We start from the raw sequence: 22,580 nt of genomic DNA, 5'->3' as shown, positions 1-22,580 counted from the left end.
CCGCCGACACCACCGCGGGCCCGGCCGGCACCGGGCCTGACACGCTCGCCGGACGGCTGGCCCCCCTCGGCGCCGCCGAGCGCGACCGCCTCCTGCTCGACCTGGTCCGCGACCACGCCACCGTGGTCCTCGGGCACGCCGGGGACGACGCCGTGACACCCGGCCGCGCGTTCAAGGAACTCGGCTTCGACTCGCTCACCGCCGTCGAACTCCGCAACCGGCTGGCCGCCGCGACCGGGCTGCGGCTCCCCGCCACCCTCGTCTTCGACCACCCGAACCCGCGGGCACTCGCCGCCCACCTGCGCGGCGAACTCCTCGGCGAGGAAGCCGGACCGGCCGCCGCCGTCGCCACCGCGACGGCCGGCGACGACCCGATCGCCGTCGTCGGCATGGCCTGCCGCCTGCCCGGCGGCGTGGCCACCCCCGAGGACCTGTGGCAGCTGCTCACCGAGGGCCGCGACGCCCTGACGCCGTTCCCCACCGACCGGGGCTGGGACACCGAGGGCCTCTACCACCCGGACCCCGACCACGCGGGCACCTCATACGTCCGCGAGGGCGGCTTCCTCGACGGCGCGGCCGACTTCGACGCCGGCTTCTTCGGCATCTCGCCCCGCGAGGCCCTCGCCATGGACCCGCAGCAGCGCCTCGCCCTGGAGACCGCCTGGGAGGCCGTCGAACGCTCCGGACTCGACCCCGGTTCGCTGCGCGGCAAGGACGTCGGAGTCTTCCTCGGCACCAACGGCCAGGACTACGTGTCCCTGCTGCGGCCCGGCGTCGAGAGCGCCGAGGGCTACGTCGGCATCGGCAATTCCGCCAGCGTGCTGTCCGGCCGGATCGCCTACGTGCTCGGCCTGGAGGGCCCGGCCGTCACCGTCGACACCGCCTGCTCGTCCTCCCTGGTCGCGCTGCACTGGGCGATCCAGTCGCTGCGCTCCGGAGAGTGCTCCATGGCGCTCGTGGGCGGGGTGACCGTGATGGCGACCCCGGACGTGTTCGTCGACTTCTCCCGCCAGCGCGGCCTGGCCGCCGACGGCCGCTGCAAGGCCTTCTCCGGCAGCGCCGACGGCACGGGCTGGTCGGAGGGCGCGGGCATGCTGTGCGTGGAGCGGCTGTCCGACGCCCGCAGGCTCGGCCACCAGGTCCTCGCGGTCGTCCGCGGCACCGCCATCAACCAGGACGGCGCCTCCAACGGGCTCACCGCCCCCAACGGCCCCTCCCAGCAGCGCGTCATCCGCCAGGCCCTCGCCAACGCCGGCCTGAGCGCGTCCGACGTGGACGCCGTCGAGGCGCACGGCACCGGCACCCGGCTGGGCGACCCCATCGAGGCCCAGGCACTCCTGGCCACCTACGGCCAGGACCGCGCGGAACCCGCCTGGCTCGGCTCGGTGAAGTCCAACCTCGGCCACACCCAGGCCGCCGCCGGTGTCGCCGGTGTCATCAAGATGGTGCTGGCCCTGAACGCCGGGGAACTGCCCCGCACCCTGCACGTCACCGAACCGACCCCGCAGGTCGACTGGGAGGCGGGCGCGCTGCGCCTGCTGACCGAGCCGCGGCCCTGGCCCGCCGGACACCGGCCGCGCCGGGCGGGAGTCTCGTCCTTCGGCGTCAGCGGGACCAACGCGCACGTGGTGATCGAGGAGGCGGAGCCAACAGCCGCCCCCGGCCTGCCCGCAGGGCCCGTCGAGCCCGGCGCTGCCGCCGTCGTGCCGTGGATCCTCTCCGCCCGTACGGAGCCCGCGCTGCGCGCCCAGGCCGACCGGCTGCGCGCTTTCGTGGCCGAGCACCCCGGCGCGGACCCGGCCGGCATCGGCCTGACCCTGGCCGCCGCCCGCGCCCGCTTCGAGCACCGCGCCGTCGTGGCCGGAGCGGACCGGGAGGAACTCCTCGCAGGACTCACGGACCTCGACCCGGTGACCGTACGGGACGGGCTCACCGCCTTCCTGTTCACCGGTCAGGGTGCGCAGCGGGCCGGTATGGGGCTGGAGTTGGCGGCTGCCTATCCGGTGTTCGCCGAGGCTTTTGAGGGGGTGTGTGCGGAGTTTGATGTGCATCTGTCGCGTTCGTTGCGGGAGGTGATTGCGTCCGGTGAGGGTTTGGACGGGACTGCTTTTGCGCAGCCGGCGTTGTTCGCGGTGGAGGTGGCGCTGTTCCGGTTGGTGGAGTCGTGGGGTGTGCGGCCTGATCTGTTGATCGGGCATTCGATCGGTGAACTTGCTGCGGCGCATGTGGCGGGGGTGTGGTCGCTGCGGGATGCGGTGGCGGTGGTGGCCGCTCGTGGAAGGTTGATGGGGGCGTTGCCCGAGGGTGGGGCGATGGTCGCTGTCGAGGCTTCGGTGGAGGAGGTTGCGGCTTCTCTGGTGGAGGGTGCCGGGATCGCTGCGGTGAACGGTCCTTCGGCGGTGGTGGTGTCGGGTGACGAGGACGCGGTGCTGGCGGTTGCGGCGCTGTGGTCGGAGAAGGGGCGCAGGACACGGCGTCTGACGGTCAGTCACGCTTTTCACTCGCATCGGATGGAGCCGATGCTGGCGGAGTTCGCGGAGGTTCTGGGGTCGGTCGGTTTTGCCGAGCCGCGTATTGCGATCGTGTCGACGGTGGCGGACGCGGGGGAGGTGACCGAGCCGGGTTACTGGCTGCGCAACGTGCGGCAGACCGTACGGTTCGACGACGGCCTGGCCGCACTGCGCGAGGCCGGGGCCGGTGTGCTCGTCGAACTCGGCCCCGACGGCGTCCTCGCCGCCCTGGCCGACGGCGCCGTACCCCTGCTCCGCAAGGGCAGGCCGGAGCCGCGCACCCTGGTCGAGGGCCTCGCCAGGTCCGGTGCGCGCGTCGACTGGGAGGCGTTCTTCGCCGCCACCGGAGCCCGCCGGGCGGACCTGCCGACGTACCCGTTCCAACGCACCCGCTTCTGGCCCGGGACCGCGGCCCGGCCGACGGCCGACCCCGTGGACGGCTGGCGCTACCGGGTGCGCTGGGAGCCGGTCGCAGGCACCCCCGAGAAGGGCCTGCACGGCCGCTGGGCGGTCGCCGTCCCGGCCGCCCGCGCCGACCACCCGCTGGTACCGGCCGTCCTGCGCGCACTCGCCGAACGCGGCGTGGAAACAGTCGCGTTGACGGTCGACGGCGTGCCCGACCGGGCCGCACTCGCCCAGCGGGTCGCCGGCCCCTGGGACGGTGTGCTGTCGCTGCTCGCCCTCGGCCCGGACGGCACCGCCGCCACCCTCGTACTCGCCCAGGCGCTCGGCGACGCCGACAGCACCGCGCCGCTGTGGTGCGCGACCGGCGGCGCGGTCGGCGCGGCCGACGGCGAGGCCGCCGACCCCGCACAGGCGCGGGTCTGGGGTCTGGGCCGGGTGCTGTGCCTGGAGGCACCGCACCGCTGGGGCGGTCTGGTCGACCTGCCCGCCGCACCCGACGACCGGGACCTCGCCCTGTTCTGCGACGTACTCGCCGGGCTCGACGGCGAGGACCAGGTGGCCGTGCGCGCCGCCGGGGCCCTCGGCCGCAGGCTGGTGCGCGCCACCCCCGCCCCGGTGGCGCCGGCCGAAGGCCCCGACGCCTGGCGGCCCACCGGAACCGTCCTGATCACCGGCGGAACCGGCGCGCTGGGCGGGCACCTGGCCCGCTGGGCCGCCCGCTCCGGGGCCGACCGCGTCGTACTGGTCAGCAGGCGCGGCCCGGCCGCCCCGGGCGCAGCCGAACTGGTCGCCGAACTCAGCGGACTCGGGACCCGTGCCGAGGCGGTGGCCTGCGACGCGGCCGACCGCGCCGCGCTCGGCGCGCTCCTGGGCCGGATCGCCGCCGAGGGCCCGCCGCTGACCGCCGTCGTGCACACCGCCGGGGTCCTGGACGACGGGGTGCACGACTCGCTCACCCCGGACCGGCTGGCCACGGTGCTGCGCGCCAAGGCCGACGCGGCCGACGTCCTGCACGACCTCACGGCGGGGCTGCCGCTCGACGCGTTCGTCCTGTTCGGCGCGCTCGGCGGGGTCGTCGGCGGTGCCGGACAGGCCAACTACGCCGCCGCCAACGCCCACCTCGACGCGCTGGCCGAGCACCGCCGCGCACTCGGCCTGCCCGCCACCTCGGTGGCCTGGGGAGCCTGGGCGGGCGGCGGCATGGCCGACGCCGACGAGGTCCGCAGGCGGCTGGACCGCGACGGACTGCGCGCCATGGACCCCGCACGGGCCGTCGAAGCGCTCAGCCGGGAGGTCGCCACCGGTGACCCCGCCGTGGTGCTCGCCGACGTGGACTGGGCCCGGCTCGCCCCGTCCCTGCACGCCGTCCGGCCCGGCCCGCTGCTCTCCGGCATCCCCGAGGCCCACCGGGCCGTCGCCCCGGACACCGCGTCGGCCCCCGCCGGGCCGGACCTGCGCCGGCGCGTCGAAGGACTGTCCGCCGACGAACGCGGGCGCGTCCTGCTCGACCTGGTCCGCACCGCGGTCGCCGCCGTCCTCGGACACCGGGACGCCGCGGCCGTCGACACCGGGCGCGGACTCCTCGACCTCGGGTTCGACTCGCTCACCGCGGTGGAGCTGCGCAACCGGCTCACCCGCAGCACCGGGCTCACCCTGCCGCTCACGCTGGTATTCGACCACCCGACCGCCGACGCGCTGGCCGCGCACCTCGCGGACGGGCTCGCCCCCGCCGCGACGGCACCCTCGGTCGCCGACCTCGGCCGCTTCGCCGGGCTCGACCCGGCCGCGGCGGACGAACGGACCCGCCGCGAGGTCACCGCCGAACTGCGGCGGCTGCTCACCGAGTGGGCCCCCGCGCCCACCGGCGGCCCGGCCGCCGCCTCCGCCGAACAGCTCAGCACGGCGTCCGCAGACGAGATCTTCGATTTCATCCAAAACGAGCTCGGGAAGTCCTGAACGTGGAGAACGAGACCAAACTCCTCGACCACCTGCGCTGGGTCACGGGCGAACTCACCCAGGCGCGGCAGACGCTGCGCGAGAACGACGAGCGCGCCCACGAACCCGTCGCGGTCGTCGGCGCGGGCTGCCGCTTCCCCGGCGGGGTCGCCTCGCCGGACGACCTGTGGCGGCTGCTGGCCGAGGAACGCGACGCCGTCACCGCGTTCCCCGAGGACCGCGGCTGGGACACCGCACGGCTGCACCACCCCGACCCCGACCACCCGGGCACCACGTACGTCGCCGAAGGCGGATTCCTGGACGGCGCCGCGGACTTCGACGCCGCGTTCTTCGGCATCTCGCCGCGCGAGGCCCTCGCCATGGACCCGCAGCAGCGGCTCGCCCTGGAGACCGCCTGGGAGGCCGTCGAACGCGCCGGCCTCGACCCCAGGTCGCTGCGCGGCCAGGACGTCGGCGTCTTCCTCGGCACCAACGGCCAGGACTACATATCCGCCGCCCGCCCCGCCCTCGACCGCGTCGAGGGATACGCGGGCACCGGCAACGCGGCCAGCGTCCTGTCCGGCCGCCTCGCCTACGTACTGGGCCTGCACGGCCCCGCCGCCACCGTCGACACCGCCTGCTCGGCCTCGCTGGTCGCCCTGCACTGGGCGATGGGCTCGCTGCGGGCGGGGGAGTGCTCGATGGCGCTCGCGGGCGGGGTGACGGTCATGTCGTCGCCCGCCACCTTCGTCGAGTTCTCCCGGCAGCGCGGACTCGCCCCCGACGGCCGCTGCAAGCCGTTCGCCGCCGCCGCCGACGGAACCGGCTGGGGCGAGGGAGCGGGCGTCCTCCTCCTGGAGCGGCTCTCCGACGCCCGCAGGAACGGCCACCCGGTGCTCGCCGTGCTGCGCGGCTCCGCCGTCAACCAGGACGGCGCCAGCAGCGGCCTCACCGCGCCCAACGGCCCGGCCCAGCAGCGCGTCATCAGGGCCGCGCTCGCCGACGCCCGGCTCGCCCCCGCCGACGTGGACCTCGTCGAGGCGCACGGCACGGGCACCGTACTCGGCGACCCCATCGAGGCACAGGCCCTGATCGCCGCGTACGGCACCGACCGCACCGGACCCCTGTGGCTGGGCTCCGTCAAGTCCAACCTGGGCCACACCCAGGCCGCCGCAGGTGTGGCCGGCGTCCTCAAGGCCGTCCTCGCGCTGCGCCACGGGGTGCTGCCCCGCACCCTGCACGTGGACGAGCCGACACCGAAGGCCGACTGGTCGGCGGGCGACGTACGGCTCCTGGCGCAGGCCCGCCCGTGGCCCGCGGGGGACCGGCCGCGCCGGGCGGGAGTGTCCGCGTTCGGAGTGAGCGGCACCAACGCGCACCTGATCGTGGAGGAGGCACCGGAGCCGGCCGCGGCGGACGACGGCACCGGCCAGGCGCGCCCCGCCGACGCCGGCACCGTCGCGGCGAAGCCCGGCACCGAGGACGTCGCGCAGGGCCCCGGCGCGGGCGCCGCCCCCGTGCCGTGGGTGCTGTCCGGCCGGACCGAGGCGGCACTGCGGGCCCAGGCCGCCGCGCTCGTCGCCCACCTCGCCGAGCGGCCCGACGACGCGCCCCGCGACGTCGCCCACGCCCTGGCCACCACCCGCTCCGCCTTCGAACACCGCGCCGTCGTCATCGGCACCGACCGATCCGACCTGCTGCGCGGCACCGCCGCCGTCGCCGCGGGCACCCCCGCCGCCGGTGTCGTGCGCGGAGTGGCCGGAGCCCCCGGCCGGGTCGTGTTCGTCTTCCCCGGGCAGGGCCCCCAATGGGTCGGCATGGCACTCGAACTGGCCGCCGCTTCCCCCGAGTTCGCGGCCCGGCTCGACGAGTGCGCCGCCGCGCTCGCCCCGCACATGGACCGGCCCCTGCGCCAGGTGCTCGCCGACCCCGCCGCCCTGGAGGACGTCGAGGCCGTCCAGCCCGCGCTGTTCGCCGTCATGGTGTCGCTGGCCGCGCTGTGGCGCGCGCACGGCGTCGAACCGTCCGCCGTCGTCGGCCACTCGCAGGGCGAGATCGCCGCCGCCTGCGTCGCGGGCGCCCTCACCCTGGACGACGCCGCCCTGCTGGTCACCGCCCGCGCCCGCGCACTGCGCGCGGTCTCCGGCCGGGGCGGCATGCTCGCACTGCCGCTGACCGAGGACGCCACCCGCACCCTGATCGCACCCTGGGAGGACCGCCTCTCGGTGGGCGCCCTCAACGGCCCCACCACCACCGTCGTCTCCGGCGACCTGCCCGCCCTGGACGAACTGCGGGCCCGCGCCGAGAGCGAGGGACTGCGCGTCCGCCGGGTCCCCATCGACTACGCCTCGCACTCCGCACAGGTCGAAGCGGTACGCGCCGACGTGCTCGCCACCGCCGCCCCCGTCCGGCCGCGCCCCGCCAGGATCGCGTTCGTGTCGTCGGTGACCGGCGACTTCCTCGACACCACCGCCCTCGACGCCGCCTACTGGTACCGCAACCTGCGCGAACCGGTCCGCTTCGACACCGCGACCCGCACCCTGCGCGCCGCGGGTTACGGGGCGTTCGTCGAGGTCAGCCCGCACCCGGTGCTCACCGGGGCGGTCCAGGAGGCCGACGGGACGGTCCTGGCCGTCGGCTCGCTGCGCCGCGACGGCGGCGGCCCCGCCCCCTTCCTCGCCTCGCTGGCCGAGGCCGCCGTGCGGGGCGTCCCGGTCGACTGGACCCGGGCGCTGCCCGGCGCCCGGCCCGTACCGCTGCCCACGTACGCCTTCCAGCGCGAGCGCTACTGGCTCGACGTGCCCACCGCCCCCGGCCAAGCCGGGGACACCCCGTTCTGGGACGCGGTGCGCGGCACCACCGACGACCTCGCCGCCACCCTCGGCGCGGCCCCCGACGCCCGCGACTCCGTCGCCACCGTCCACCCGCTGCTCGCCGCCTGGCACGCTCGCCGCGCCGACGAGGAGACCGTGGACTCCTGGCGCTACCGCGTCGACTGGACCCGCCTGCCCGACGCCCCGGCCACCGCCCCGGACCGTCCGGCCGGCCGCTGGCTGGCCGTCGTCCCGGACGGCGACGCCTGGGCGGACGCGGTGGCCGACGCCCTCGACGCACGGCTCGACCTCGTCCGCGTGCGGGCCGGCGGCCCGGCACCCGCCCCGGCCGGGGCCGCACCCCTGACGGACCTGCCCGACCTCGGCGGATTCGCCGGCGCCGTGCTCGTCGTCGCGCCCGGGGACCTCGACCCGGCGCCCGGCGTCCTCGCCCTCGTACAGTCCCTCGGCGGTCTGCCGCTGTGGTGCGTGACCCGCGGCGCCGTCGTGACCGGTCCGGCGGACGGACCGGTGGAACCGGCCATGGCCCAGGTCTGGGGGCTCGGCCGGGTGGCCGCCCTGGAACGGCCGCGCGCCTGGGGCGGACTGGCCGACCTGCCCGCCGGGATCGACACCGCCGTCGGCGACCTGCTCGCGGCCGTCCTCGCCGGGGACGAGGACCAGGTGGCGGTGCGCGCCTCGGGCACGTACGGCAGGAGGCTGCGCCGGGCGCCCGGCGGGACGCCCGACCGCACCTGGGTGCCCGGCGGCACCGTACTGGTCACCGGCGGCACCGGCGGGCTCGCCTCGCACGTCGCCCGCTGGCTCGCCGGGGCGGGCGCCGAACGGCTCGTGCTGACCAACCGGCGCGGCCCCGACGCACCCGGCGCCCGCGACCTGGCCGCCGAACTGACCGCGCTGGGCGCCCGCACCGACGTCGTCGCCTGCGACGCCGCCGACCGCGACGCGCTCGCCCGCCTCCTCGAAGAACACCCCGTGGACGCCGTGTTCCACCTCGCGGGCATCGAGCGCTACCAGCCGCTCGGCGAGGTCACCCCCGCCGACCTCGCCGAGGTCGCCGCCGCCAAGGTCACCGGCGCCCGCCACCTCGACGAACTGACCCGCGACCGCGAACTGTCCGCGTTCGTCCTGTTCACCTCGGGCGCCGGCGTCTGGGGCAGCAGCGGCCAGGCCGCGTACGCCGCGGCCAACGCCCACCTCGACGCGCTGGCCCTGCGCCGCCGCGCCGAAGGGCTGCCCGCCACCGCCGTGGCCTGGGGCCACTGGGGAGGCGCGGGCATGTCCGAAGGCCCCGCCCGCGCCCAGATGACCCGCTGGGGACTGCCCGCCATGGCGCCCGAGCACGCCGTCGCGGCCCTGCGCGGCGCCCTCGACCGGGACGAGACGGCACTGGTCGTGGCCGCCGTCGACTGGCCGGTGTTCGCGTCCACCTACACCGTCGCCCGGCGCAGCACACTCCTCGCCGACCTGCCGGAGGCCGCCGAGAGCACCGCACCCGGACCGGCCCCGGAGCGCACCGTCCCGCTCGACGGGGCGGCACTGCTGAACCTGGTGCTCGCCGAGACCGGCGCCGTACTCGGCCACACCTCCACCGCGACACTGCCCACCGGCCGGGCCTTCCAGGAGCTGGGCTTCGACTCGCTCACCGCGATCCAGCTGCGCAACCGGCTGCGCGACGCCACCGGCCTGAAGCTGCCCGTCACCCTCGTCTTCGACTACCCCACCCCCGAGGCGCTCGCCGGGCACCTGCGCGACCGGCTGCCCACCGCCGACGAACCGGCCGCCCCGCCCGCGCCCACCGCCGCCCCGCCCGCCGGGACCGAGGACGACCCGGTCGTCTTGGTCGGCATGGCCTGCCGCTTCCCCGGCGGCGTCGAGACGCCCGAGCAGCTGTGGGACCTGGTGACGGCGGGCCGCGACGCGATGGGCGCCTTCCCCACCGACCGGGGCTGGGACGTCACCGACGCGGGCTACGCCAGGGTCGGCGGATTCCTCGACCGGGCGGGCGACTTCGACGCCGGGTTCTTCGGCATCAGCCCGCGCGAAGCGGTCGGCATGGACCCCCAGCAGCGGCTCCTGCTGGAGACCGCCTGGGAGGTCCTGGAGAACGCCGGCATCGACCCCCGCTCGGTGCGCGGCAGCCGCACCGGAGTGTTCGTCGGCTACGGCGGCCAGGACTACCTCAGCAGCCTCTACGGCACCCCCGAGGAACTCCAGGGGCACCTGCTCACCGGCACCTCCGGCAGCGTGGTCTCCGGCCGCCTCGCCTACGTGCTCGGCCTGGAGGGCCCCGCCGTCACCCTCGACACCGCCTGCTCCTCGTCGCTGGTGGCCCTGCACTGGGCGGCGGCGGCACTGCGCGCGGGCGAGTGCGACATGGCCCTGGCGGGCGGCGTCACCGTGATGGCCACCCCCGGCGTGTTCGTCGAGTTCGGCAAGCAGGGCGGCCTGGCCGCCGACGGACGCTGCAAGGCCTTCGCGGACGCCGCCGACGGCACCGGCTGGGGCGAGGGCGTGGGCCTGCTGCTCGTCGAGCGGCTCTCCACCGCCCGCCGCGATGGCCACGAGGTCCTGGCCGTACTGCGCGGCTCCGCCGTCAACTCCGACGGCGCGTCCAACGGCCTCACCGCCCCCAACGGCCCCTCCCAGCAGCGCGTCATCCGTGCCGCGCTGACCGGCGCCGGGCTCGCGCCCGCCGACGTCGACGCCGTCGAGGCGCACGGCACCGGCACCGCGCTCGGCGACCCCATCGAGGCGCAGGCACTGATGGCGGCGTACGGCCAGGGGCGGGAACGCCCGCTGTACATCGGGTCGGTCAAGTCGAACCTCGGCCACACCCAGGCCGCCTCCGGAGTGGCGGGCGTCATCAAGACGGTGCTCGCCCTGCGGCACGGCACCCTGCCCGCGACCCTGCACGTCGACCGGCCGTCCACCGAGGTCGACTGGACCCCCGGATCGGTCGAACTCCTCGCTCGGGCCACCCCGTGGCCCGAGACCGGCGCACCGCGCCGGGCGGGCGTCTCCTCGTTCGGCGTCAGCGGCACCAACGCCCACGTCGTCCTCGAACAGGCCCCGCCGGCCGACGCGCCGGCCACCGGCCGTGCCGCGGACGACGACGTCGTGCCGTGGGTGCTGTCCGGCAGGACACCCGAGGCGGCCCGCGGGCAGGCGGCCCGGCTGCGCGCACACCTCGCCGCCCGGCCGGACACCGACCCGGTGTCCGTGGCGCGCTCCCTCGCCACCACCCGCACCGCCTTCGAGCACCGGATCGCCGTCACCGGCGGCGACACCGACGAACTGCTCGCCGCCCTCGCCGACGCCCGCCCCGGCACCGCCGCCCAGGGCCGCACCGCGTTCCTGTGCACCGGCCAGGGCGCCCAGCGCGTCGGCATGGGAGCCGGGCTGTACGACGCCCACCCCGCCTACGCGGAAGCCTTCGACGCCGTGTGCGCCCACTTCGAGGGGCTGCTCGACCGGCCGCTGCGCGACCTCGTGCTGAGCGGCCCCGCCGAGGTGCTGGAGCGCACCGAGTACGCCCAGCCCGCCCTGTTCGCCGTCGAGTTCGCCCTCGCCGCCCTGCTGCGCTCCTGGGGAGTGGTCCCCGACCTGCTCGCCGGGCACTCCCTCGGCGAGATCACCGCCGCCGCCCTCGCCGGGGTCCTGTCGCCGTCCGACGCGGCTGCCCTGGTGGCCGCGCGCGGCAGGCTGATGGGCGCGCTGCCCGAGGGCGGCGCGATGACCGCCGTCGAGGCCGCCGAGGAGCGGGTGCGCCCGCTGCTCGGGGACGACCTCGCCCTCGCCGCCGTCAACGGCCCCCGCTCGACCGTCCTCTCCGGCACCGCAGCGGCCGTCGGGGCCGCCGCCGCGACGCTCGCGGCGGAGGGCTGCCGCACCAGGCGGCTGCGGGTCTCGCACGCGTTCCACTCGCCGCTGATGGAACCGATGCTGGAGGCGTTCCGCGAGGTGGTGGCCGGACTGGAGTTCCGGGCGCCCACCGTGCCCGTCGTCTCCGCGCTGACCGGGCGCCCACTGACCGCCGACGACGTCCGCTCGCCCGACCACTGGGTGCGGCACGTCCGCGACACGGTGCGCTTCCACGACGCCGTCCTCGGCCTGCGCGCCGCGGGCGCCGTCCGCTGCCTGGAGATCGGCCCGGACGGCGTACTCAGCGCGATGGCGCAGGGAACCCTGGCCGAAGCGGCCGACGGCACCACCGACGGCGAGGTGCGCGAGCCGCTCACGGTGCCCCTGCTGCGCGCGGGCCGCCCCGAACCGGCCGCCCTCACCGACGCCCTGGCCCGCGCGCACGCCGACGGCCTCCCCGTCGACTGGGCGGCGTACTTCGCCGGCCGCGGCACCCGCGTCCCGCTGCCCACCTACGCCTTCCAGCGCGAGCACTACTGGCTGCCCGCAGGCCGGGCGGGCGACCTGCGCGGCGCCGGACTGGCCGACGCCGGACACCCGCTGCTCGCCGCCGAGGTCCAGCTCCCGGACGGCGCCGCCGTGTTCACCGGACGGCTGACCGCCGCCGCCCGGCCGTGGCTGGCCGAGCACGTGGTGCGCCGCACGGTGCTGCTGCCCGGCACCGCCCTGCTGGAACTGGCGCTCGCCGCAGCCGCGCGGACCGGCGCCGGCGGCGTCGGCGAACTCACCCTGGAGACCCCGCTCGCGCTGCCCGCCGACGGAGCCGTCGAGGTACGGGTCACCGCCGGGGCCCCCGACGACGACGGCCACCGCGAACTCGCCCTGCACGCACGCACCGAGGGCGAGGACGACTGGACACGGCACGCCACCGGCACCCTGGGCGAGGTCACCGGCCCGCAGCCGGTGTCCGGACCGTGGCCGCCCGCCGGGGCCGAACCCGCCGACGTCGCCGCCGTGTACGCCCAACTCGCGGACGCGGGCTTCGGCTACGGGCCCGCTTTCCAGGGCCTGCGGGCGGCCTGGCGGCGCGGCGACGGCGCCACGGCCGAGGTGTTCGCCGAGGCCGAACTGCCCGACGGGGTCACCGACGCCGACCGCTGCGCCGTCCACCCCGCCCTGCTGGACTCCGTCCTGCACGCCATCGGCGCGGGCGGCCTGATCACCGACCCGGCGCACGGCGGACTGCCGTTCGCCTGGACGGGCGTACGGGTCTTCGGCCGCGGCACCCGCGCCGTCCGGGCCCGGATCTCCCGTACGGGCGAGGCGGGCGCCCTCGCGGTGGAGCTGACCGACACCGAGGGACTGCCGGTCGCGGCGATCGGCTCGCTGCGGCTGCGCCCCGCCGCGGCCCCCGCCGTGCCCGACGCCCTCTTCGAGACCGCCTGGGTGCCGGTGGAGTCCACCGGCACGGACGCGGACAACCCGGGCCGCGGCCTCGCCCTCACCGGCACCGCGTCGCCCTGGGCCACCGCGCTCGCCGACGGCCTGCGGGCGGCCGGCGCCGAGGCGGGCGCGACGCCGCCCGCCGCCCTGGTCCTGCCGGTCACCACGGACCCGGCCGCCGACCCGGTGGCCGAGGTGCACCGGGTGACGGCCGAAGTGCTCGCCGCCCTCCAGGAGTTCCTGGCCGACGACCGGGACGACGCATCCCGCCGGGCCGCCGCACGGCTCGTCGTCGTCACCCGGGGCGCCGTCGCCCTCGACGCCGACGAGTCGCCCGACCTCGCCGCCCGCGCCGCCTGGGGGCTGGTGCGCTCCGCGCAGGCCGAGCACCCCGACCGGCTCGTCCTGGCCGATCTCGACGGCACCGGAGCGTCGGCACGGGCCCTCGCCGCGGCGACCGCCTGCGGGGAACCGCAGGTCGCCGTGCGAGGCGGCGCGCTCACCGCGCCCCGCCTCGTCCGCGCGGGCGCCGACGCCGTCGTCCTGCCCGACGGCAACTGGCGGCTCCAGCCCGCGGCGTCCGGCACCGTCGAGGGGCTGACCGCCGTCGGCTGCCCCGAACCCCCGCTGGGCGACGGCGAGGTACGGGTGTCGGTGCGCGCCACCGGCGTCACCTTCCGCGACGTCCTCACCGTGCTCGGCCTCTACCCCGGCGACCCCCAGCCGCTCGGCATCGAGGGCGCCGGAGTGGTCACCGAGACCGGGCCCGGCGTGCGCTCACTGGCCCCGGGCGACCGGGTGTTCGGCCTGCTGCCCGGGTCGATGGGCTCCTCCTGCGTGGCCGACCGGCGCCTGCTGGCACCCGTGCCCGAAGGATGGGGCTTCGTCGAGGCTGCGGCCGTCCCCTCGGCGTACCTCACCGCCTGGTTCGGACTGCGCGACGTGGCCCGGGTACGGCCCGGCGACCGGGTGCTCGTGCACGCCGCCGCCGGTGGCGTCGGCATGGCGGCCACCCGGCTCGCCACGCTGTGGGGCGCCGAGGTGTTCGGCACCGCGAGCCCCGGCAAGCACGACGTGCTGCGCGCGGCCGGACTCCCGGACGACCACATCGCGTCCTCCCGCACCACGGACTTCGCCGAACGGTTCGCCGCGGCCACCGACGGGCACGGCATGGACGTCGTACTCAACTCGCTCACCGGCGAGTTCGTCGACGCCTCGCTCCGGCTGCTCGCCCCCGGCGGCCGGTTCGCCGAACTCGGCAAGACCGACGTCCGCACCGGACTCGACGTCTCCTACCGGGCGTTCGACCTGGTCGACGCGGGCCCCGACCGCATCCAGGAGATCCTCACCGGGATCGTGGACCTGTTCGCGGCGGGCGACCTCGTGCCACTGCCGGTGCGCACCGTGCCCGTCGGCCGCGCCCGCGAGGCCTTCCGGCTGATGGCGCAGGCCAGGCACATCGGGAAGGTGGTCCTCAGCACCGCCCCGTACGGCACGGGAACCGTCCTGGTCACCGGCGGCACCGGCACCCTCGGCGGCCTGGTCGCCGAACACCTGGTGACCGAACACGGCGTGCGCCACCTGCTGCTGACCAGCAGGCGCGGCAAGGACGCGCCCGGCGCCGCCGACCTGGCGGCCAGGCTGGGCGCGCTCGGCGCCGACGTACGCGTCGAGGCCTGCGACGCCGCAGACCGGGACGCGCTCGCCACCCTGCTCGCCGGCGTCGAACCGCCGCTGAGCGCCGTGGTGCACGCGGCGGGCGTCCTCGACGACGGCGTGGTCGGCTCGCTCACCCCCGAACGGCTGGAGCGCGTACTGCGCCCCAAGGCGGACGCGGCGTGGCACCTGCACGAGCTGACCCGCTCCGCCGACCTGGCCGCCTTCGTCCTGTTCTCCTCGGCCGCCGGTACCTTCGGCGCCCCCGGACAGGGCAACTACGCGGCGGCCAACACCGCGCTCGACGCGCTCGCCGAGCACCGCAGGGCCGCCGGGCTGCCCGCGGTGTCCCTCGCCTGGGGCCCGTGGGCCGCCGAGAGCAGCATGACCGGCGCCCTCGGCGGCACCGACCGGGCGCGGATCACCCGGGGCGGCATCCGGCCGTTCGGCTCCGCCGAGGCGCTGGCGCTCCTCGACGCGGCCTGCCGCACCGGGACCGGCGCACTCACCGCGGTCAGCCTGGACACGGCCGCCCTGGTCCGCGCAGGCAGCCCGCCGCACGCCCTGCTGGGCGGGCTGGTCAGGGCCCCCGCACGGGACCGGCGCACCGACGACGCCCCGGCCCTGCCCGCCAGGCTGGCCGCACTCGGCGACGACCAGCGGCGGCGCGCGGTGCTCGACGTGGTGCGGGCGCAGGCCGCGGCGGTGCTCGGCCACGCGCGGGCCTCCGCCGTGGACAGCACGCGCGGCTTCCTCGACTCCGGCTTCGACTCGCTGACCGCCGTCGAACTGCGCAACCGGCTGCGGGACGCCACCGGGCTGCGGCTGGCGGCGACGGTGGTGTTCGACCACCCGACCCCGGACGCCCTGGCCCGGCACGTCCTGGCCGAACTGGCGGTACCGCCGCGCGCCGCGGCCGGCGACCAGGGCGGCGGAGCCGACGCCACCGGCACCGCCCGCGCGAGCGCCGCGGCGGACCCCGGCGACCCGGACGAAGCGTTCCGCCGGGCCGTGGCGGCCATCCCGCTCGACCGGCTGCGCGCCGCCGGGCTGCTGGACGAACTGTCCCGGCTGGCCGGCGTCGGCGCACCGCCCCCGCCACCGCCGGCGGCCCCGGCGCAGGACCGGTCGGACCCGGCGGCGCTCCTGGACTCCCTGGAGTCCATGGACATCGACGACCTGCTCAGAATCGCGAACGACGACCAGCTCCGCAGGGATTGAGGAAAAGCACCATGGGCACCACCAACGAGGACCTGGTCGCCGCGCTCCGCGGATCGCTGCGCGAGGCGGAGCGGCTGCGGCAGCGCAACCGCGGGCTGGTCGACGCCGCGTCCGAGCCGATCGCGATCGTCGGTACGGCCTGCCGCTTCCCCGGCGGCATCAGCTCTCCCGAGCAGCTGTGGGAGGCGGTGGCCACCGGCACGGACCTGATGTCGGGGTTCCCCGAGGACCGCGGCTGGGACCTCGGGGTGCATGACCCCGACCCCGAGCGGTCCGGCCGCAGCTACACCGACCAGGGCGGGTTCCTCACCGGCGCCGCCGACTTCGACCCCGCCTTCTTCGGGATATCCCCGCGCGAGGCGCACGCGATGGACCCCCAGCAGCGGCTGCTGCTGGAGACCTCGTGGGAGGCGTTCGAGCGGGCGGGCATCGACCCGCACACCCAACGCGGCAGCCGCACCGGCGTGTTCGCCGGAACCTGGGGCCAGGGCTACGGCCTCGGCGCCCGCGCCCCCGAGGACGCCGAGGGCTACCTGGTGACCGGTGCCGCGACGGCCGTGGTGTCCGGCCGGGTCGCCTACGCCCTCGGCCTGGAGGGCCCCGCGGTCACCGTCGACACCGCGTGCTCCTCCTCCCTGGTCGCCCTGCACTGGGCGGTGCGTTCGCTGCGGGCGGGCGAGTGCACGATGGCGCTGGCGGGCGGTGTCACCGTGATGGCCACGCCCGGCGTCTTCGTCGAGTTCTCCCGCCAGCGCGGCCTGGCCGCCGACGGCCGCTGCAAGGCGTACTCCGCCGACGCGGACGGCACCGGCTGGTCCGAGGGCGTCGGAGTCCTGCTGCTGGAGCGGCTGTCGGACGCCCGCCGCAACGGCCACCGCGTACTCGCCGTCGTCCGCGGCTCCGCCGTCAACTCCGACGGCGCGAGCAGCGGTCTGACCGCGCCCAACGGCCCCTCGCAGCAGCGGGTCATCCGGCAGGCGCTGGCCGACGCGCGGCTCTCGCCCGCGGAGGTGGACCTCGTCGAGGGCCACGGCACCGGCACCCGGCTCGGCGACCCGATCGAGGCGCAGGCCCTGCTCGCGACATACGGCCAGGACCGCGAACGGCCGCTGCTGCTCGGCTCGGTGAAGTCCAACCTCGGGCACACCCAGGCCGCCGCGGGCGTCGCGGGCGTGCTCAAGGTGGTCGAGGCGATGCGCCGGGGCGTCGCCCCCAGGACGCTGCACGTCACGGGTCCGACGCCACAGGTGGACTGGTCGGCGGGCGCGGTTGAACTGCTGACCGAGGGCCGCGACTGGCCCGCCACGGGAGCACCGCGCCGCGCGGCGGTCTCCGCGTTCGGCGTCAGCGGCACGAACGCGCACGTGGTGCTGGAGCAGGCCCCGCCGGAGGAGACCCCGGCGGACCAGGCCCCGCACGAGCGGGCCCCGCAGCAGTTGGCCTCGCACGAGCGGGCCCCGCAGCAGCTGGCCTCGCACGAGCAGGCCGCGCAGGAACTGGCCCCGCAGGAACTGGCCTCGCACGAGCAGGCCCCGCAGGAACAGGCTCCGGAGGCGCGGAACGGGGCGGTGCGGACCTCCGGCAGCGGCGCGGCGGACGCCCCCGCAGCCGCGGACGACCCCGCGACCGTACCCCCGCACCCGACGACCGTGCCCTGGCTCGTCTCCGGGCACACCCCGGCCGCGCTCCGCGCGCAGGCCGCCCGGCTCGCCGCCGGGCTGCCCGACGGCGCCGGGCCCCGGGACATCGCCGCCGCGCTCGCCACCGAGCGGGCCGCACTGCCGTACCGGGCTGCCGTCGTCGCGGACGACCTCGCGCAACTGCGCTCCCGGCTGGCCGCGTTCGGGGACGGCGCGCCCGCCGCCGTCGAGGGCGAGGCCCGGCCCGACCGCACCACGGCGTTCCTCTTCACCGGCCAGGGCTCGCAGCGCGCGGGCATGGGCGAGGAACTGGCCGCCGCCCACCCCGCGTTCGCCGACTCCTGGGCACGGGTGTGCGCGGAGTTCGACACCGTGCTGCCCCGGCCGCTGCGCGAGGTGGTCGCCGAGGGCGGCGACGACCTCGACCGGACCGTGTACGCCCAGGCCGCCGTGTTCGCCCACGAGGTCGCGCTGTCCGCGCTGCTGGACTCCTGGGGCGTGTGCCCCGACCTGGTCGCCGGTCACTCCGTCGGCGAACTGGCCGCCGCCCACACGGCGGGCGTCCTGACGCTGCGGCACGCCGTACTGGTCGTCGCCGCACGCGGCAGGCTCATGCAGGCCCTGCCCGGCGGCGGGGCGATGGTCGCCGTCCAGGCGAGCGAGGCCGAGGTCGCGGACGAACTGGGCCCCGAGGTGGCGCTGGCCGCCGTGAACGGCCCCGGCTCCGTCGTGCTCTCCGGCGACGAGGACGCCGTGCTCGCCGCCGCCGGCCGCTTCGCCGCACGCGGCCGCAAGACCCGCCGGCTGCGGGTCAGCCACGCCTTCCACTCGCACCGCATGGAACCGGTGCTGGACCGCTTCCGCCAGGTGCTCGGCGCGGTCGCGTTCAGCGCGCCAGCCGTCCCGTTCGTCTCCGCGGTGACCGGCGCCCCGGTCGGCGAGGAACTGTGCGACCCCGAGTACTGGGTGCGCAACGTCCGCGACACCGTCCGCTTCGCCGACGCCGTGCGCGCGCTGGCCGACGAGGGCACGGACACCTACGTCGAGGTCGGCCCCGACGCGGTCCTCAGCGCCCTGGTCGCCGACGCGCTGCCCGACGACCCCGACCTGCCGCGGGCGCTCGCCGTGGCGACCGCCCGCGCGGACCGGCCCGCCGCCGAAACCCTGGTGACCGCGCTCGCCCGCGTCCACGCGCACGGCGTACGGGTCGACTGGGCCGCCTTCTTCGGCCCCCGCACACACACCGTCGACCTGCCCACGTACGCCTTCCAGCACCAGCGGTACTGGCTGGCCGCCGAGCCCGCCGACGACCTCGGTTCCGCCGGCATCGGCGCCGTCGGGCACCCGCTGCTGCGGGCCGCCGTGGAACTGCCCGCCGAGGACGCCGCCGACCGGCCGGACGCACCCGGCGCCGTGGTGTTCACCGGTACGTTCTCCGCCCGCACCCACCCCTGGCTGGCCGACCACGCCGTCCTCGGCACCCCCGTGGTGCCGGGCACCGCGTTCGCCGAACTGGCCGCCGCCGCGGGCGACCGCATCGGCTGCGGCACGGTCGCCGAACTGGTGCTGACCACCCCGCTCGCCCTGCCCGGCACCGGCGCCGTCCGGCTGCGGGTGCGCGTCGACGCCCCGGACGGCGACGGCCTGCGCGCCGTCACGGTGCACTCCCGGCCCGACGAGGGTCCCGCCGACGGCACCGGGTGGACCCGCCACGCCACCGGCACCCTCGCCCCGGCGGGCCCCGAACCGGTCGGCACCCCGGCGGCCTGGCCGCCCCCGGGCGCGGACCCGGTCGACGTGGACACCCTCTACGACGACCTGGCGTCCGCTGGCTTCGGCTACGGCCCCGCCTTCCGCGGCGTACGGGCCGCCTGGCGGCACGACGGCGACCTGCTCGCCGACATCGCACTGCCCGAGGACGTCGACGAGGCCGGATTCGGCCTGCACCCGGCGCTGTTCGACGCCGCCCTGCACGCACTGGGCCTGGGCGGCGCCGTGGCGAACGGCGGCCTGCCCTTCACCTGGACCGGCGTACGTCTGCACGCCGTCGGCGCCCGCTCCCTGCGGGTCCGGCTGACCCCCACGGGCCCGGACACCGTCGCACTCACCCTGACCGACGGCGAGGGCCGCCCGGTCGCCACCGTGGCGGGACTGCGGCTGCGCCCCGCCGCGGCCGTCACCGCCGACCCGACGGCCGACGCCCTGCACCGGATCGCCTGGGAACCCCGCCCGGCGGGCCCGCCCACCGCCAAGCACTGGACGCTCCTGGGAGCGGACCCGCTCGGCATCGCCGACGCGCTCGCGGGAACGGGCGCCCGGGTCACCCGTACGACAGCCGCCCCGCACGCGACCGCCCCGGACACCCCGGCGGCCACGAGCACCAGGACGGCCGTGGCGGGCACGAGCGTCCCCGACGCCACCGACGACGACGCCAACGCCACCAGCGAAGACACCGACGCCACCGTCGTCACCCTCACCACGGCAGGTCCCGTTTCCGAGGCCGTCCGCTCCGTCACGCACCAGGCCCTCGCCCTCGTGCACGACTGGCTGGCCGCCGCCCCGGGACGTGGTCCGCTGGTCGTCGTGACCTGCGGGTCGGTCGCCGTCGAGGCCGGTGACACCGTGCCCGACCCGGCCGGTGCCGCCGTCTGGGGGCTGCTGCGCAGCGTCCAGTCCGAGCACCCCGGCCGTGTCGTACTCGTCGACCTGGACACCCCGGAGGCGGCTGTCGCGCTGCCCGGCGCGCTCGCCACCGAGGAGCCCCAACTCGCCGTCCGCGGCGGAGCCCTGCGCGTGCCCCGGCTCGCCCGCGCCACCGCCACTCCCGCCGCCTCCGCCGCCACTCCCGGCACCGAAGAGGAAGCGCCCCGGTTCGACGGCGGCACCGTGCTCGTCACCGGCGGCACCGGCGGCCTGGGCGGGCTCGTCGCCCGGCACCTGGTGGAGCGGCACGGCGTGCGCTCCCTGCTGCTCCTCGGCCGACGCGGCCCCGCCGCCCCCGGGGCGAGCGAACTGGTCGCCGAACTCACCGAGTCGGGTGCCGTCGTCGAGGTCGTCGCCTGCGACGTGGCCGACCCCGACGCGCTGGCCGCCGTACTCGCCGCCGTTCCGGCCGAGCGCCCGCTGACCGCCGTCGTGCACGCGGCCGGCGTCCTGGACGACGCCACCGTGGAGTCCCTGACGCCCGACCGGCTCGACACCGTCCTGCGGCCGAAGGCCGACGCCGCCTGGCACCTGCACGAGCTGACCGCGGGCCTGGACCTGCGGGCGTTCGTCCTGTTCTCCTCGCTGGCCGGTACGGTCGGCAGCCCCGGACAGGGCAACTACGCCGCTGCCAACGCCTTCCTCGACGCGCTCGCCGCTCACCGGCGTGCCCTCGGCCTGCCCGCGACCTCCATCGCCTGGGGCCCGTGGGCCGAGGCCGGCATGGCCGGCGAACTCGGCCAGGTGGACACCGCCCGCATCGCCCGCGGCGGCGTCGCCCCGCTGCCGCCGGCCGACGGCCTCGCCCTGTTCGACACCGCGTGTGCCGCGCCCGCGCCGCTCACCGTCGCCGCCCGGCTCGACCTGCCCGTACTGCGGGCCCAGTCCGCCCTGCTGCCCGCGATCCTGCGCGGCCTGGTGCCCGCGCCCGCCCGCCGCACGGCTGCGGGGTCGCGCACCGGCGACTTCGCCGACCGGCTGGCCGCGCTGCCCGAGGCGGACCGGCGCCGTGCCGCGGTGGAACTCGTCCGCGAGCACTCGGCGGCCGTGCTCGGCCACGACGGCCCCGGCGCGGTCGCCGCCGACCGGGCGTTCCTCCAGCTCGGCTTCGACTCGCTGACCGCCGTCGAGCTGCGCAACCGGCTCGGTGCCGCCACCGGCCTGCGGCTGGCGGCCACCGTCACCTTCGACCACCCCACCCCGCATTCCCTCGCCGACCACCTGCTCGCCGAGGCGCTCGGCACCGACCGCCCGGCACCCCAGGTGGTCGCCGCGGTCGCCGCCGACGAGCCGATCGCGATCGTCGGCATGGCCTGCCGCTACCCCGGCGGCGTCGCCTCGCCCGAGGACCTGTGGCAACTGGTGCTGGACGGCACCGACGCGGTCACCGGCTTCCCCGAGGACCGGGGCTGGGACCTGGAGGGCGTGTACGACCCCGACCAGACCCGCACGGGCACCAGCTACACCCGCGAGGGCGGCTTCCTGCTCGACGCCGCCGACTTCGACGCGGACTTCTTCGGCATCTCGCCGCGCGAGGCCCTCGCGATGGACCCGCAGCAGCGCCTGATGCTGGAGACCGCCTGGGAGGCGATCGAGCGCGCGGGCCTGGACCCGGCCGCCCTGCGCGGCAGCGCCACCGGTGTCTTCGCCGGCCTGATGTACCACGACTACGGCAGCGGTGCCGGAGCCCTCCCCGAGGGCGTCGAGGGCTACCTCGGCCTCGGCACGGCGGGCAGCGTGCTGTCCGGCCGTGTCGCCTACACCCTGGGCCTGGAGGGCCCCGCGGTCACCGTCGACACCGCGTGCTCGTCCTCGCTGGTCGCCCTGCACTGGGCGATCCAGGCACTGCGCTCGGGCGAGTGCTCGATGGCCCTGGCGGGCGGCGTCACCGTGATGGCCACCCCGGGCACCTTCGTGGAGTTCTCCCGGCAGCGCGGTCTCTCCCCGGACGGCCGCTGCAAGTCCTTCGCGGCCTCCGCCGACGGCGTCGGCTGGGCCGAGGGCGCGGGTGTGCTCCTGGTGGAACGCCTCTCCGACGCCCGCAGGCTGGGCCACCCGGTACTCGCCCTGGTGCGCGGCAGCGCCGTCAACCAGGACGGCGCCTCCAACGGCCTGACCGCCCCCAACGGCCCCTCCCAGCAGCGGGTGATCGGCCGTGCCCTGGCGGACGCCGGGCTCGTCGCGTCCGAGGTGGACGCGGTGGAGGCGCACGGCACGGGCACGACCCTCGGCGACCCGATCGAGGCACAGGCGCTCCTGGCGTCGTACGGCCAAGGCCGTGAGCGGGCCCTGTTGTTGGGTTCGGTGAAGTCGAACATCGGTCATACGCAGGCTGCCGCGGGTGTGGCGGGTGTGATCAAGATGGTGCA

At 77.1% G+C, this 22,580-nt stretch carries 1 protein-coding gene and 1 pseudogene (1 of these 2 running past the window's edge); both read left to right on the top strand.

The window, feature by feature from the left end; genetic code table 11:
- Positions 1-4,871, top strand: partial view of an SDR family NAD(P)-dependent oxidoreductase gene (locus ACFYVL_RS43655; RefSeq protein ID WP_389255574.1) — the 3' portion only. The gene continues 5,965 nt to the left of window position 1, outside the view; 4,871 of the gene's 10,836 nt are visible here — the last part of the coding sequence; its start codon lies beyond the left edge, outside the window; the stop codon is at positions 4,869-4,871.
- Positions 4,840-22,580: pseudogene (locus ACFYVL_RS43650) on the top strand (type I polyketide synthase); the annotation flags it as partial. The gene ACFYVL_RS43655 and the pseudogene ACFYVL_RS43650, both read left to right, overlap by 32 nt.

Origin of the sequence: Streptomyces sp. NPDC004111, assembly GCF_042874215.1 — a bacterium.
Taxonomy (GTDB): Bacteria; Actinomycetota; Actinomycetes; order Streptomycetales; family Streptomycetaceae; genus Streptomyces.
This window is presented reverse-complemented; position numbering and strand designations above follow the sequence as displayed.